The sequence below is a fragment of the Miniimonas sp. S16 genome, assembly GCF_057748195.1.
Window position 1 is genome coordinate 1,536,901 of sequence record NZ_CM173242.1, and the last position, 14,114, is coordinate 1,551,014.

The window sequence follows — 14,114 nt, forward strand, 5'->3', positions numbered from 1 at the left end:
GCGCGCCTCAGGCGAAGTGGTGCGGCAGCGTCGCGGCGCTCGCCGCACGCAGCTCCTCGAGCGCGAGGGTGAGCTCGCCGTCGGGCGTCACGACGGCGACCTCCGCCTCCTCGGTCGTCTCGCCCAGGCGCAGGACGGGGAAGCCGCGCGCCGAGCACAGGTCCGCGAGCGCCACCTCCGAGCCGAGCGGCACGGCGACGAGCGCGCGGGCGCCCGACTCGGCGAACAGCGCCGACGTGAGGTCCACGCCGTCGCGCGCCAGCAGGCCCGCGAGGTCGATCCGGACGCCGACGCCGAACCGGACCGAGGCGTCCACGAGCGCCTGCGCGAGGCCGCCGGTGGACAGGTCGTGCGCGGCGACCGCGACGTCGTCGCGTGAGGCGGTGACGAGGATCGCGCCGAGCGCGCGCTCGGCCGCGAGGTCGACCACCGGCGGCGTGCCGCCGAGGTGGTCGTGCACCACGCGCGCCCACTCCGAGCCGGACAGCTCCTCGCGCGTGGTCCCGAGCAGGTAGACGCCCAGCCCCTCCTCGCGCCAGCCCGACGGCGTGGCGTGCGCGACGTCGTCGAGCACCCCGAGCATGCCCACCACAGGGGTCGGGTTGATCGAGGAGTCGATCCGGCCCGGCTGACCGGTGCCGTTGTAGAGCGAGACGTTGCCGCCGGTCACGGGCACGCCGAGGGTGCGGCACGCGTCCGCGAGGCCGGTGATGGCCTCGACGAGCTGCCACATCGAGTCCGGGTCCTCGGGGCTGCCGAAGTTGAGGCAGTCGGTGACGGCGAGGGGCCGCGCGCCGACCGTCGCCACGTTGCGGTAGGCCTCGGCGAGCGCCTGCTGCGCGCCCGTGTACGGGTCGAGCTTGGTGAAGCGGCCGTTGGCGTCCGTCGCGATGGCGACCCCGAGCCCGGTGGCCTCGTCGACGCGGACCACGCCCGCGTCGTCGGGCATCGCGAGCGCGGTGTTGCCCTGCACGTAGCGGTCGTACTGGTTGGTGATCCACGCCGCGGAGGCGAGGTTCGGCGACGCGACGAGGCGCAGCCACTGCTCGCGGACCTCCGCCGGGGCGCCGGGACGCGGGAGCGCCTCGGCCGCGTCGGCGACGAGGGCGTCCTGCCAGGCCGGCCGCGCGAACGGGCGGTGGTAGACCGGGCCCTCGTGGGCGACGGTGCGGGGGTCGACGTCGACGATCCGGTGACCGAAGTGGTCGATCGTGAGGCGGCCGGTGCCGGTGACCTCACCGATCACGGCCGTCTCGACGTCCCACTTCGTGGTGACGGCGAGGAACGCCTCGAGGTTCTCGGGCGTCACCACCGCCATCATGCGCTCCTGCGACTCCGACATGAGGATCTCGCCGGCGGTCAGCGTCGGGTCGCGCAGCAGCACGTTCTCCAGGTCCACGTGCATGCCGCCGTCGCCGTTGGAGGCGAGCTCGCTGGTCGCGCACGAGATGCCCGCGGCGCCCAGGTCCTGGATACCCTCCACGAGGCCGCCGTGGAACAGCTCGAGGCAGCACTCGATGAGCATCTTCTCCATGAACGGGTCGCCGACCTGCACGCTCGGGCGCTTGGCCGGCACGCCGCCCTCGAACGTCTCGCTCGCGAGGATCGAGGCGCCGCCGATGCCGTCGCCGCCGGTGCGCGCGCCGAACAGCACGACCTTGTTGCCCACGCCCGAGGCGTTCGCGAGGTGGATGTCGTCGTGCCGCAGCACGCCGACGCACAGCGCGTTGACGAGCGGGTTGCCCTGGTAGCACGGGTCGAACTCGGTCTCGCCGCCGATGTTCGGCAGGCCGAGGGAGTTGCCGTAGCCGCCGACGCCGCCCACCACGCCGTGCACGACACGCGCCGTGTCCGGGTGGTCGACCGCGCCGAACCGGAGCTGGTCCATCACGGCAACGGGCCGGGCGCCCATCGAGATGATGTCGCGCACGATGCCGCCGACGCCGGTCGCGGCGCCCTGGTACGGCTCGACGTAGCTGGGGTGGTTGTGGCTCTCGACCTTGAACGTCACAGCCCAGCCGCCACCGATGTCGACGACGCCGGCGTTCTCGCCGATGCCCACCAGCAGGTGCTCGCGCATCTCGGGCGTCGTCTTGTCGCCGAACTGGCCCAGGTGCACCTTGGAGGACTTGTAGGAGCAGTGCTCGCTCCACATCACCGAGTACATCGCGAGCTCGGCAGCGGTGGGGCGGCGGCCCAGCAGCTCGACGATCCGGGCGTACTCGTCGTCCTTGAGGCCGAGCTCGCGGTACGGGAGTGCGCGGTCCGGCGTGGCCGCGGCGTCCTCGACCGTGTCGGGCGCGTGATCGGGCAGGTCGGGCAGGTCCGTCGTGGGGATGGCGTCCGGGTTCGCGGGCGTGCTCATGGCGTCCTGTCTGGGGAGGTGACCGGGCCGTCCGCGCGGGACGGCGTGCTCGGGGTCAGCCTATCGCCGCGCCGCCACAGGGCCGCCGGGCGTCCGTGGTCGAGCGCCGCGGCGGCCCCTGCCCGCCGGACGTGGTGTATGTTTCTCGGTTCGCCTGAACCGACCCGAAAGGACCGCGACTCGTGTCTCGATCCACCCTGACCCCCCGTCCCGTCCTCGCCGTCCTCGCGACGGCCGCGCTCGCCGTCGTGCTCACCGCGTGCTCCGGCTCCTCCGACGGCGACGCCACCCCTGCCGCCACCGCCGCCCCCACCGCCGACGAGGCGGAGTCGACCGCTGCCGACGAGCCGACGGTCGCCGAGGAGTCCACGTCAGCCGAGGCGCCCGCCGCCGCCGGTGACGTCGCGTCCTGCATGCTCGGCGACTGGGAGATGGACACCGCCGCGATGAAGGAGCAGGTGGAGCAGATGCTCGGCGGCGCCGCAGCCGACATGTCGGTCGACGGTTGGTCCCGCATGACGATCGACGCCACCACCGTGGCCTCCGAGGTCGACACCACCGCGACGTTCGCGACCGAGTCCGACGGGACCGCGATGACGGGCGAGAGCGTCACGAAGGGCTCGAACGCGTTCTCCTACACGCTCGCGGGCGACGTGCTCACCTACGGCGAGCTGATCTCGGCGGACGGCACGGTCTCCTCGACCGTCACGGTGGGCACCGCCGCGCCGCAGACGACCGAGATGTCCTTCGCTGACGTCGGCGCCCTGAGCGCCGGCACGAGCCTCACGGTGGCGTGCGCCGACGACACGCTCACCTTCACCACGGACGCCGCCGGAACGCCCGTCGTGCAGACGTTCGCGCGCCGCTGAGCCGCTGAGCCGCCGAGTCGCGCGCGGCGCCTGCGCCGCGCGCGACTCGCAACTCTGCTCGACTCGCATCCCCCGATCGCGAGAGGACCGCGACTCGTGCCTCGCTCCGCGCCGCACCCCCGCCGGCTGCTCGCCGTGCTCGCCACGGCCGCGCTCGCCGTCGTGCTCTCCGCCTGCTCGGGCGAGTCCGACGCCGAGGACACCCCCGACGCCACCACGACCGACGCGGCCGGCGCCGCCGGGCAGCCGGCCGCCGGCCGCCGGCGACGTGGCCACCTGCATGCTCGGTGCGTGGGAGATGGACCGGTGGGCGACGGGGCGCCTCAGACCACCGAGACGTCCCTGGCGGACGTGCCGAGCACCGACGCGCGGACGAGCGCCACGGTGGTGTGCGACGGCGACCGGCTGAGCCTCACCGTGGACAGCGCGGGAACACCGGTCGTGCTGACGTACACGCGTCGCTGAGCCGCACCCTCCGCGCGGCGCGTCAGACGGTCGAGCCGTGCGTGAGCTCCTCGGCCTCGACCGACTCGTTCCACTCGCGCTTGCCGGCGCGCCACTGCTCGTCCGTGGCGCCGCGGCGCCAGTAGCCGGAGATCGACAGGCGCTCGCGCGGGATGCCGCGGTCGAAGCGCAGGTGGCTGCGCAGCTGCTTCACCCAGCCGGCCTCGCCGTGCACGAACGCGTGCACGTCGCCGGGCAGGTGCAGCCCACGCACCACGGCGATGATCTCCTCCCCCGGCGCGAGGTCGGAGCAGGCGGTGTGCACCCAGCGCACCCGGACGTCGCCGGCCGTGGTCAGCGGGATCTCCTCGCGGGTGTCCGCGACCTCGATCACGACGTCGGCGCTCGCCCCGAGCGGGAGACGCTCCAGCGCGACGGCGATCGCCGGCAGGGCGGACGTGTCGCCGACGAGCAGGTGGTGGTCGGCGTCGGGGTCCGGGGAGTAGGCGCCGCCCGGACCGCGCACCTGGACGAGGCTGCCGTGCCCGTACGGCTCGACGTCGCGCGCCCACGGCCCGGCCACGCTCTCGTCGCCGTGGACGACGAAGTCGAGCGCGACGCGCTCGCCGTCGAACGAGCGGATCGTGTACGTGCGCATCACCGGCCACTCCTGCGCGGGGCGGTGCTCCCGGACGTGCTCGACGTCGCAGGGCCAGCCCAGGTCGACGCCGCGCGGCGGCAGCACCACCTTCACGTAGGCGTCGGCGAAGGAGTTCATCGGGAACTCGTTCAGCGGTCGGCCCCCGGGGCCGGCCAGCTCGAGCCGCACGAGGTGGGGGCTGACCCACGACTTCGCCACGACCTGCATCTCGGTGACCACACCACGACCCACGTTCCGCACCTCTCGCCACGTCTCAAGTGAGGCAAGCCTAAGCCCGTTCGGAGGTGGGTCGGGGGGAGAGGTGGGCTCGCCGTCGCGCGTCGGGCGCCTCGCGGTCAGGCGGGCGCGGCCGCGGCCTCGCGCGGGGTCTGGGTGGACCCGGACCGGCGCACGAGGTCCTTCTCCGCCACGGGCGCCTCGCCGCTGGCCCGCCGGGCCCGCGCGTACGCCATGGCCTCGGCCTGCCGCTCGCCCTCGGCCGCCGTGGAGATCTCGGCGCGCAGGTGCTCGGGGCCGTACCCGAACGCGTCCACGAGCTGGCCGGCGTAGGGCCGGATCCGCAGCAGCAGCCGCTCCACGTACGACGTCACGGTGCGGGCCCGCTGCGCCGAGAGGCGTCCGTTCACGACGTACCAGGCGAGGTGGCGCTCGATGGTGGTGAGCGCGAACAGGTCGCGCAGCCAGACGAGCACGCGCTTGGCGTCCGAATCGGTGATCGACTCGAGCGCGCCGGTGAACGACTCCCACTGCAGCAGCTCGCCGTGCGCCCGGGCCGCCTCGACGAGCTCGGCCTGGTTGGCGTCGAACGCCGCCGCCTTCTCCGCCGCGGACGCCTTGTGAGTGGGCCGCAGCCGCAGGGCGATCTCCTCGACCATCGTCTCGACGCGGTCCTCGAGCAGCTCGCGCTGCACGGCCGGGTCGCGCAGCTCCTCAGCCGACCGGGCGCGCGAGCCCCAGTCCCGGATCGACTGCGACGCGCGGCGCAGCGGCGTGCGGTGCAGCGCCATGTCGCCCGCGCGCTCCGCGACCCAGCGGGCCTGACCGGCGACGTCCATCTTCGCCGTCGAGCGCCCGTAGTCGGTGAGCAGGCGCTTGCCGACGAGCTGCAGCAGCACCGTGTTGTCGCCCTCGAACGTCGCGTAGACGTCCATGTCCGCGCGCAGCCCGACCAGCCGGTTCGCGGCGAGGAAGCCCGCGCCGCCGCACGCCTCGCGGCAGGTCTGCAGCGTCTCGAGCGCGTGCCAGGTGGACAGCGGCTTGGCAGCCGCCGCGAGGGTCTCGAGGTCCTCGCGGTGGGCGTCGGTGTCGTGCTCGCCCGAGAACACGCCGTGGAACCGCTCGAGCAGGTCGTTGTGGAGGAGCTGGACGGCGTAGGTCCGCGCGAGCAGAGGCAGCAGACGACGCCGATGGGTGCCGTAGTCCATGAGCACCGTCTCGACGTCGGGGTCGGCGCCGGTGAACTGGCGGCGCTGCTCGGCGTACCGGATCGCGATCGCCAGCGCCATCTTGCTCACGACGGCGGACGCACCGTCCAGCGAGACGCGACCCTGGACGAGGGTCGAGAGCATCGTGAAGAACCGCCGCCCCGGCGAGGCGATGGGTGAGGAGTACTCGCCGTCGGGCGCGACCTGGCCGTACCGGTCGAGCAGGTTGGTCCGCGGGATGCGGACGTGGTCGAACGCGAGCCGGCCGTTGTCGATGCCGTTGAGCCCGCCCTTGACGCCGTCGTCCTCGCTCGTGACGCCCGGCAGCATCGGGAGGTCGCCGCGCTCGTCGCGCTCGCCGTCGGTGTCGCGCAGGGGGACGTAGAACGCGTGCACGCCGTGGTTGACCCCGCCGGTGACGAGCTGCGCGAACACCACGGCCGCGACGCCGTGCTGCGCGGCGTTGCCGAGGTAGTCCTTCCACGCGCCGCGGTGCGGGGTGTGGATCACGAACTCCTGCGAGTCCGGGTCGTAGGTGGCCGTCGTGCCGATGGAGGCGACGTCGCTGCCGTGGCCGGTCTCGGTCATGGCGAAGGCCCCCGGCACCGCGAGCGACATGATGCCCGGCAGCAGCTCGTCGTGGTGATGCGCGGTGCCCAGGTGCAGCACCGCCGCGCCGAACAGGCCCCACTGGACGCCCGCCTTGATCTGCACCGACGGGTCGGCGACGATCAGCTCCTCGAACCCGGCGATGTTGCCGCCCGGGTCGTCCGCGCCGCCGAGGCGGGCGGGGAACGCGCGCTGCACCTCTCCGCGGTCGGCGAGCTCACCGATCGCGGCGAGGACGCGGGCGCGGTGGTCGGCGACGGACATCCCCGGCACGCTCACAAGGTCCGGCTCGGTGCAGACGGTGCGGGAGGCCCGGCGACGCTCGGCCCAGCGGCCGTCGAGCGCGGCGGAGATGCGCGCGAGCGAGCTCTCCGACAGGGGCTGGGCGGGTGAGGGTGCTGCGGTCGTGGCCATCGTCGGCTCCTTGGCTGCGTTCTCGTGCGGTGTGCGTTCTCGTGCGGTCTGCGGGTGGTGCGGGTGAAGCGGTCGTGCGGTGGTGCGGTTCGCGGGACGCGCTCAGGGCACGGACGACGGCGTGGCGCCGGTCCCGAGGCAGATCCAGCTCGTGATGGTGTCGGCGAGCGTGACGAGCGCCGGATCGGGCGAGCCGTCCTCCGAGGCCGGACGGGGTGACCCGAGCGCGCCGTCGGACGCGCGCTCGGCGAGCCAGACCTCGGCTGCGCCGCGGACGAAGCCGATCACCCCGGCGGCCCACATGTGCGCCAGCGCCCCCTCGCGGCCGGAGTCGAGCAGCACCTGCTCGAGCTCGGGGACCAGGAGCGCCGCGGCGTCGTCGGCGAGCGTGCGCATCGGGGCGTCGGCGTCCCCGACGTCGCCCGCGCGCGTGACGAACTGGTAGACGGCGGGCGAGGTGGAGATCATCGCGAGGTAGACCTCGACCATGGCGTGCACGGTCTCGCCGGGATCGGCGGCGCCGCGGGTGGCCTCGGCGAGCGCGGCACCGAGGTCGCGCAGGACGGCCTCGCCGACGGCGGCCTGCAGGCCGCTGCGGTCGCGGAAGTAGCGGTAGACGATGGACTTCGAGGTGCCGATCGCCGTCGCGATCTCGTCCATCGAGAGCTCGGGTCCGCCGTGGTGGACCGCACGGCGGGCGGCCCGGGTGAGCTCGTCGCGCCGCGTGGCACGGTGGGTGTCCCAGCGCCGGGCGCGACCGTCGGCGCTCGGCTCGGGGGCGGGCGACGTCGACGACGCCGCGTCCACGTCGACACGACTCATGAAACTCAGAGTATCAGGTACTTTCGGCCGCGGAACAGGGCTGGCGGTAGGTTGACGCGGTGAGCTCCCCGGACCTGACCACCCCGATCCCGCTCAAGTGGGTCGGCCCGTTGCGCGTGAGCGGCGAGGTCGACGCCGAGCTCGCGGTGCCCCTCGCCACCTACGAGAGGCCGCTGTGGCCGTCGGTGGGCCGCGGCGCGCGGATCTCGACGCTCGTGGACGGCGGGATCCGCGCCGTCGTGGTCGACGAGCGGATGTCGCGCTCGGTGCTGCTGGAGGCCGACGACGCCGTCACGGCCCTGGCCGCGTGGCGCTGGATCGAGGGCAACCGCGCCGCGCTGCAGGACGTGGTCGCGACGACGAGCCGGTTCGCCCGGCTCGTCGACCTGCACGCGCAGATCGTCGGCGACCTGCTGTTCGTGCGGTTCGAGCTCACCACGGGTGACGCGTCGGGTCACAACATGGTGACGCTCGCGTCCGAGCGCCTGCTCGACCACATCCTCGGCGTCGTGCCGGGCGTGCGCTACGGCTCGATCTCCGGCAACTACTGCATCGACAAGAAGCCCTCGGCCGTCAACGGCATCCTCGGCCGCGGCAAGAACGTCGTCACCGAGATCCTCGTCCCGCGCGAGCTCGTGGAGAAGCGGCTGCGCACCACGGCGAAGCGCGTCGAGACGCTCAACATCCGCAAGAACCTCGTCGGCTCCCTCGTGGCGGGCGCGCTGCGCTCGGCCAACGCGCACTACGCCAACATGCTGCTGGCCTTCTACCTCGCCACCGGCCAGGACGCCGCGAACATCGTCGAGGGCTCCCAGGGCATCACGCTCGCGGAGGATCGCGACGGCGACCTCTACTTCTCCTGCACCCTGCCCAACCTCATCGTCGGCTCGGTCGGCAACGGCAAGGGACTGCCCGGCGTGGAGGAGGCGCTCACCCGGCTCGGCTGCCGCGAGGAGCGCGAGCCGGGCGCCAACGCGCGCCGTCTCGCGGTGCTCGCCGCCGCGAGCGTGCTGTGCGGCGAGCTGTCGCTGCTCGCGGCGCAGACGAACCCGGGCGAGCTCATGCGCAGCCACGTCGTGCTCGAGCGAGGAGCGGCGCGGCCCGCCGCCGCGTCGGCGACCGCCCCCGGCGCAGGTTCGGCGCCTCTCGCCGATCCAGGCGCGACGGCGTGACTCGCGCCACGAGGGGCGTGGAGATCGCGTGCAGAGTGCCGTCCGGATGCGGCCGCCTGTCGTTCCCGTCGCCGAGGCGGGTCCATAATCGTCGGTGGGCATCACGGGTGCCTGTCACCCCCGAGGTGAGCCACCCGAGGGTGACAGGAGGAGGAGACCAGTGACGACGTCCCTGACCGACGCCGCGACGCCGAGCATCGGCATCCACGACCTCGCCCTCGCGACGTCGCACCACAGCCTGGACCTCGAGAGCCTGGCCGACCACCACGGCATCGACCCCGCGAAGTTCACGGTCGGCATCGGCCAGCACGTCATGAGCGTGCTCGCGGCCGACGAGGACATCGTGACGATGGCCGCGGACGCGACGGCGCGGATCATCGCGCGCAACGGCACCGACGGCATCCGCACGCTGCTGTTCGCGACGGAGTCGGGCATCGACCAGAGCAAGTCGGCCGGCGTCTACGTGCACTCCCTCGTCGGGCTCCCGCCCACCGTCCGCGTGGTCGAGCTCAAGCAGGCCTGCTACTCCGCGACGGCGGCGCTGCAGTTCGCCGTCGGGCTCATCGCGCGCGACCCCTCGCAGAAGGTGCTCGTCGTCGCCTCCGACGTGGCCCGCTACGACCTCGGCTCCTCGGGCGAGTCCACCCAGGGCGCGGCCGCCGCCGCGATGCTGGTGCAGGCGAACCCGGCGCTGCTCGCCGTCGAGAACCCCGCCGGTGTGTACACCGAGGACGTCATGGACTTCTGGCGGCCCAACTACCGCTCCACGGCGCTCGTGGACGGCAAGGGCTCGATCAAGGCGTACCTCAACGCCATCGGCGGCGCATGGCAGGACTACGCCGACCAGGGCGGGGAGCCGTTCGAGTCGTTCGCCTCGATCTGCTACCACCAGCCGTTCACCAAGATGGCGACGAAGGCGCACCGCCACCTCGCCGTCCTCAACGGGCAGAACCCGACCCCGGTCGAGGTCGCCGCCTACCTCGAGGACACGATGCGCTACAACCGGCTCATCGGGAACTCCTACACCGCATCCGTGTACGTGGCCCTCGCCTCGCTGCTCGACCACGCCGACGACCTCACCGGCGCGCGCGTGGGCCTGGCGAGCTATGGCTCCGGCTCCGTCGCCGAGTTCTTCGGCGGCGTCGTGCAGCCGGGCTACCGCGACCACCTGCGCCGCGAGGAGCACACCGCGATGATCGACGCGCGCGTGCCGCTGGACCACACCGCCTACGAGGTGCTGCACAAGACGACGCTGCCCGAGGACGGCCGCGAGTACCGCACGACGGCGGAGCGCGCCGGGTCGTTCCGGTTCGTCGGACTCAACGAGCACCGCCGCCTCTACGAGCGCGGCTGAGCCAAGCCTGATCGGGCCCGAGCGCGGCCGAGCCCGTGATGGATACTCCCGATGCAGGGCGGAACTACCGCCCGTTGGGCTTCTCGATGCTGGCCGCCTCGATCCTGCTCACCGTGGGCCTGAACCTCTGGTCCGTCCCTGTCGCGTTCACCGTGGCCGTGGGGTTCTTCATCGTGGTCCTCGGCGCCTACTACCTCGTGCGTCGTCGCGCTCGGCCGACCCCTCGGCGGGAGCCGGAACCTGCCGTCCTGACCTCGACTCGCCGCCGAGCCGACCCCTACGCCCGCTAGCCCAGGGCTAGAGGTACAGCCCGGCCGAGGGCTCCACGCTCTCCTTGACCGCGCCGCGTGCCGGGAGATCCTGCGGCAGCAGCGTACGCACGACGTCGGCGCTCGGGTCGGTCAGCGCGACGACGCGGACGGCCTGCAGCGCCGTCGCCTCCTCGAAGACGTTTCGCACGAAGCGTCCATTGCCGAAGTTGCGCGGGCGCACCCGCGGCAGCAGCGCGCGCACCGCCTGCTCCACCCCCCACGCCAGCGTGAACCCCGCCTCGGTCGCGACGAGCCGGAAGATCGCCCACAGCGCGTCGTCGTCGTAGTCGGCGAACTCGACCGTGGTGGGGAAGCGCGACGTGAGCCCCGGGTTGGCGTCCACAAACCGTCGCATCTCCTCGGGGTAACCCGCGGCGACGACGACGAGATCCTCGCGCAGGTCCTCCATCCCCTTGAGCTGGGTCGCCACGGCCTCGTGCCCGAAGTCGCGATGGGAGTCACGCGGCACCAGTGAGTACGCCTCGTCGATGAACAGCACGCCGCCGAGCGCCCGCTCGAGCACGGCCCGCACCCGCGGCGCGGTCTGCCCGATGTACTCCCCCACCAGGTCGGCGCGGCTCACCTCGACGAGCTGCCCACGGCTGAGCAGTCCCTGCTGGGCGTAGATCCGCGCCACGATGCGCGCCACGGTCGTCTTCGCCGTGCCGGGGTTGCCCACGAACAGCAGGTGCCGGGATCGACCCGTGTCCGGCATCCCGACCCGGCGCCGCATCACCTCGGCCCGCGCCTCCGCGAGCAGCCTCGTAACCTGCTGCTTCACCGGTGCGAGGCCGATCAGCCGGTCGAGGTCGCCCACCGGATCGCCGATCTCGACCTCCTCGACGTGCCCGACGGCGAGCTCGCCGTCGTCGTTCGCACGTGCGGCCAGGGGGCGCGGCGGGCGGCCGGGGTCGGCATCGTCCTCGCAGCCCTCGCCACCGTCGGGGTCTGCGCCCGCGTCGAGCGTCCGGGACGCCGCCGCGGCCCGGTCCGCGAGCGCCCGCTCGAGCGGGTTCCGCCCGCGCCGCACCGTGTGCACCTCCTCGAGGTCCTCGACGAACGGGAAGAGGGGCACGACGTCGGGCATCCGCGTCGGGCTCTCGGGGATCGAGACGGCGTACCCTGACACCACCGAGCCGAGCGCGGCGACGCGCCTGGCGAGCTCGAGCTCCCCCGCCTGCATCGCGCGCACGAGGTAGGTACGCACGTGCGCGCGCACCGTCGCAGCGTCGAACCCCACAGCCCGAGCCCGCAGCGCGGCCTCGACGTCCGCGGCCACCCCGGGCAGCGCCAGGTCCAGCAGGGGCGGAACCTCGCGGCGCCCGACGGCGAGCAGCGAGTCCGCCACGAACGTCGCCGTTCCGAAGTCGCGCCTCGTGACCGGGTCGAGGACGCGGGTGACGGCGGCGAGGCCCTGGTAGGCCCACGCCAGCGCGTCAGCCGGCCCGGCGACCTCGGGCAGGACCGAGTAGAACGCGTCGTCGAGGTCGTTGCGCCAGTAGCGGTCGACGTCGTCCGGGGACCCCGCGACGTGCAGTCGCCACAGGCTCTCGTCCTCGCGGATGTGCGTCCACGCCCTGCGGAGCGCGCTCGCGCGCGCCTCGAGCTGGGGGACCCGCGTACGCGTCGAGCAGCGCGACCTCGAGCTCGATCGCGACCTCGCGGTCCCAGCCGTCGACCACGGCCCAGCTCAGAAGGTTGGTCGGCCACCGCGTAGCGACCTCGTAGTAGCGGTAGAGCCGCTGGCGGGCGGGGATCGCACCGGGCTTCAGCCAGGGCGCAACGCGGTCCCACGGGAAGCGCGCGTGGACTCCCGCGAAGATCGGGACGACCCCCGCGAGGAACGCCGCGGACTCCCACGCGACCGGAACGAGGCGCGGCGTGCCCTCGATGTAGGTGCCGCTCGTAGCGGGCACGCGTGACGTGGCGCGCTCGTCGACCAGCAGGCGAGTCAATGTCTCGTCCGCGTGGACGAGTCGCGGCCCGGTGCGCTTTGACTGGAGGGGTGTTCGCATTGACTGGCCAGATCGCGACTCGGTGTGGCCGGATGGTATCGCCGCAGGTCAGCGCGGTGCGCGTGCGGCGGCCGGAGACCCGACCAGTCAAAGTGACCGCGCCTCCAGTCAAAGCGTCTGAGCGGCAGGCCGCCCGGGCCGCCCACCGCTCCCTGCCCGCGCGCTGCCCGACGCCCCGCCCTCCCCGGCCGCCCGATCAGCCCTGCCGACCTCGCCCGATATCCCGTACTGTGGGTACTAGGCACTTTGCCCGCCGTAGAGCCACGAGCCACCGAGAGGTCGTCGATGACCAGCGCCCCGTCCTACTCCCCCACCGCCTCCCCCACTGCCTCGTCCGCGGGCTCAGCCCGCCCGACGCCGAACGGCACCGCCGTCGTCGTCGGCGGCAACCGGATCCCGTTCGCAAAGGCGGGCGGCGCCTACGCGGGCGCCTCGAACCTTGACATGCTCACGAGCACGATCGACGGCCTCGCCGCCCGGTTTGGCCTCGCCGGCGCCCGGCTTGACGAGGTCCGTGCGGGCGCCGTGCTCGCGCACAGCCGGGACTTCAACCTCGCCCGCGAGGCCGTCCTCGGCTCCTCGCTGGACGCGACCACCCCGGCCGTCACCCTCCAGCGCGCGTGCGCGACGAGCATCGAGGCCGCGTGGGACGTGGCCAACAAGGTGACCCTCGGCCAGATCGAGGTGGGCGTCGCCGCGGGCGTGGACTCGACGTCGGACGCCCCGATCGTGGTCTCCGAGCGCCTGCGCCGGGTGCTGCTGCGGCTCAACCGCGCGCGCTCGGTGCCGGAGAAGCTCAAGCTGCTCGGCCAGCTGCGTCCTGCGGACCTCGCGCCCGTCGCGCCGAACGTCAACGAGCCGCGCACGCACCTGTCGATGGGCGAGCACCAGGCGCTCACCAACCTGCAGTGGCAGGTCACCCGCGAGGCTCAGGACGCCGTCGCCCTCGCCTCCCACCACCACCTCGCGCAGGCGTGGCAGGACGGCCTGTTCGACGACCTCGTCACCCCCTACCGCGGCCTCACCCGCGACGCGGCGCTGCGGCCCGAGACAACCGCCGAGGCGCTCGCCGGGCTGCGCACCGTCTTCGGCAACGACCAGCCGAACCCCACGATGACGGCCGGCAACTCCACCCCGCTGTCGGACGGTGCGGCCGCCGTGCTCATCGCCTCGCCCGAGTGGGCCGCGCAGCGCCAGCTGCCCGCGCTGGCCCGGATCGTCGACGCCGAGGCCGCCGCCGTCGACTTCGTCCGCGGCGAGGACGGGCTGCTCATGGGCGGCGCGTTCGCCGTCCCGCGGCTGCTGGCCCGCCAGGGGCTCGGCCTCGACGACATCGACCTCGTCGAGATCCACGAGGCGTTCGCCGGCGTCGTGGTCGCCACGACGACCGCCTGGGCGGACGAGACCTTCGCCGCCGAGCGCCTCGGGCTCCCCGCGCTCGGGACGCTCGACCCGGCCCGGCTCAACGTCGCCGGCTCCTCGCTCGCTGCGGGCCACCCGTTCGCCGCGACCGGCGCGCGGATCGTGGCGACGCTCGCCACCCTGCTGGCCCGACGGCGAGCCGCCGACCCCGAGCGCGAGGCACCGTTCCGCGGGGTCATCTCGGTCTGCGCCGCGGGCGGCCAGGCCGTCGCGATGCTGCTGGAGGCGTGAG

At 73.5% G+C, this 14,114-nt stretch carries 11 protein-coding genes; 6 read left to right on the forward strand and 5 right to left on the reverse strand.

What is annotated here, in order from left to right; genetic code table 11:
- Positions 1 to 7 precede the first annotated feature (7 nt).
- Complete coding sequence (purL, locus tag AC3AQ1_RS06700) at positions 8 to 2,365, reverse strand: phosphoribosylformylglycinamidine synthase subunit PurL (RefSeq protein WP_108718343.1); 2,358 nt, start codon at positions 2,363 to 2,365, stop codon at positions 8 to 10.
- Positions 2,366 to 2,547: 182 nt separating this feature from the next.
- Between purL and AC3AQ1_RS06705 the strand changes: the two genes are divergently transcribed.
- The gene (locus AC3AQ1_RS06705) at positions 2,548 to 3,234 is read left to right on the forward strand and encodes a hypothetical protein (RefSeq protein ID WP_108718344.1); all 687 of its coding nucleotides are present in this window, start codon (positions 2,548 to 2,550) and stop codon (positions 3,232 to 3,234) included.
- 96 nt (positions 3,235 to 3,330) lie between these two features.
- Positions 3,331 to 3,699, forward strand: a complete 369-nt coding sequence (locus AC3AQ1_RS06710) for a hypothetical protein (protein WP_108718345.1) — start codon at positions 3,331 to 3,333, stop codon at positions 3,697 to 3,699.
- 22 nt (positions 3,700 to 3,721) lie between these two features.
- Here AC3AQ1_RS06710 and AC3AQ1_RS06715 read toward each other — a convergent pair whose 3' ends face one another.
- From AC3AQ1_RS06715 to AC3AQ1_RS06725, 3 genes are all read right to left on the reverse strand, one after another.
- Positions 3,722 to 4,570: a siderophore-interacting protein gene (locus tag AC3AQ1_RS06715; RefSeq protein ID WP_234417855.1), complete on the reverse strand. Its 849-nt coding sequence runs from the start codon at positions 4,568 to 4,570 to the stop codon at positions 3,722 to 3,724.
- Between the two features lie 104 nt (positions 4,571 to 4,674).
- A complete protein-coding gene (locus AC3AQ1_RS06720) occupies positions 4,675 to 6,786 on the reverse strand; it encodes an acyl-CoA dehydrogenase family protein (protein ID WP_108718346.1) in 2,112 nt (703 codons plus the stop codon).
- 102 nt (positions 6,787 to 6,888) lie between these two features.
- The gene (locus tag AC3AQ1_RS06725) at positions 6,889 to 7,608 is read right to left on the reverse strand and encodes a TetR/AcrR family transcriptional regulator (RefSeq protein ID WP_108718347.1); all 720 of its coding nucleotides are present in this window, start codon (positions 7,606 to 7,608) and stop codon (positions 6,889 to 6,891) included.
- Positions 7,609 to 7,667: 59 nt separating this feature from the next.
- Here AC3AQ1_RS06725 and AC3AQ1_RS06730 point away from each other — a divergent pair, with 59 nt between their 5' ends.
- The 3 genes from AC3AQ1_RS06730 (at position 7,668) to AC3AQ1_RS06740 (ending at position 10,424) form a co-directional block, all read left to right on the forward strand.
- The gene (locus AC3AQ1_RS06730) at positions 7,668 to 8,780 is read left to right on the forward strand and encodes a hydroxymethylglutaryl-CoA reductase (protein ID WP_108718348.1); all 1,113 of its coding nucleotides are present in this window, start codon (positions 7,668 to 7,670) and stop codon (positions 8,778 to 8,780) included.
- 160 nt (positions 8,781 to 8,940) lie between these two features.
- Positions 8,941 to 10,134 (forward strand): hydroxymethylglutaryl-CoA synthase, encoded by a 1,194-nt coding sequence (locus tag AC3AQ1_RS06735; RefSeq protein WP_234417857.1) that lies wholly within the window; start codon positions 8,941 to 8,943, stop codon positions 10,132 to 10,134.
- Positions 10,135 to 10,172: 38 nt separating this feature from the next.
- Positions 10,173 to 10,424 carry a hypothetical protein gene (locus AC3AQ1_RS06740; RefSeq protein ID WP_159096420.1) on the forward strand — a complete coding sequence of 84 codons (252 nt, stop codon included), beginning with the start codon at positions 10,173 to 10,175 and terminating at the stop codon, positions 10,422 to 10,424.
- Between the two features lie 7 nt (positions 10,425 to 10,431).
- Here AC3AQ1_RS06740 and AC3AQ1_RS06745 read toward each other — a convergent pair whose 3' ends face one another.
- The gene (locus AC3AQ1_RS06745) at positions 10,432 to 11,793 is read right to left on the reverse strand and encodes an AAA family ATPase (RefSeq protein WP_108718350.1); all 1,362 of its coding nucleotides are present in this window, start codon (positions 11,791 to 11,793) and stop codon (positions 10,432 to 10,434) included.
- A 952-nt stretch (positions 11,794 to 12,745) separates the two neighbouring features.
- Between AC3AQ1_RS06745 and AC3AQ1_RS06750 the strand changes: the two genes are divergently transcribed.
- Positions 12,746 to 14,113 (forward strand): acetyl-CoA C-acetyltransferase, encoded by a 1,368-nt coding sequence (locus AC3AQ1_RS06750; RefSeq protein WP_108718352.1) that lies wholly within the window; start codon positions 12,746 to 12,748, stop codon positions 14,111 to 14,113.
- Position 14,114 lies beyond the last annotated feature (1 nt).

Coding starts and splice junctions, on each gene's coding strand:
- AC3AQ1_RS06720 (WP_108718346.1), bottom strand. CDS start 6,786: ATGGCCACGACCGCAGCACCCTCACCCGCCCAGCCCCTGTCGGAGAGC.
- AC3AQ1_RS06740 (WP_159096420.1), top strand. CDS start 10,173: ATGGATACTCCCGATGCAGGGCGGAACTACCGCCCGTTGGGCTTCTCG.
- purL (WP_108718343.1), bottom strand. CDS start 2,365: ATGAGCACGCCCGCGAACCCGGACGCCATCCCCACGACGGACCTGCCC.
- AC3AQ1_RS06725 (WP_108718347.1), bottom strand. CDS start 7,608: ATGAGTCGTGTCGACGTGGACGCGGCGTCGTCGACGTCGCCCGCCCCC.
- AC3AQ1_RS06750 (WP_108718352.1), top strand. CDS start 12,746: ATGACCAGCGCCCCGTCCTACTCCCCCACCGCCTCCCCCACTGCCTCG.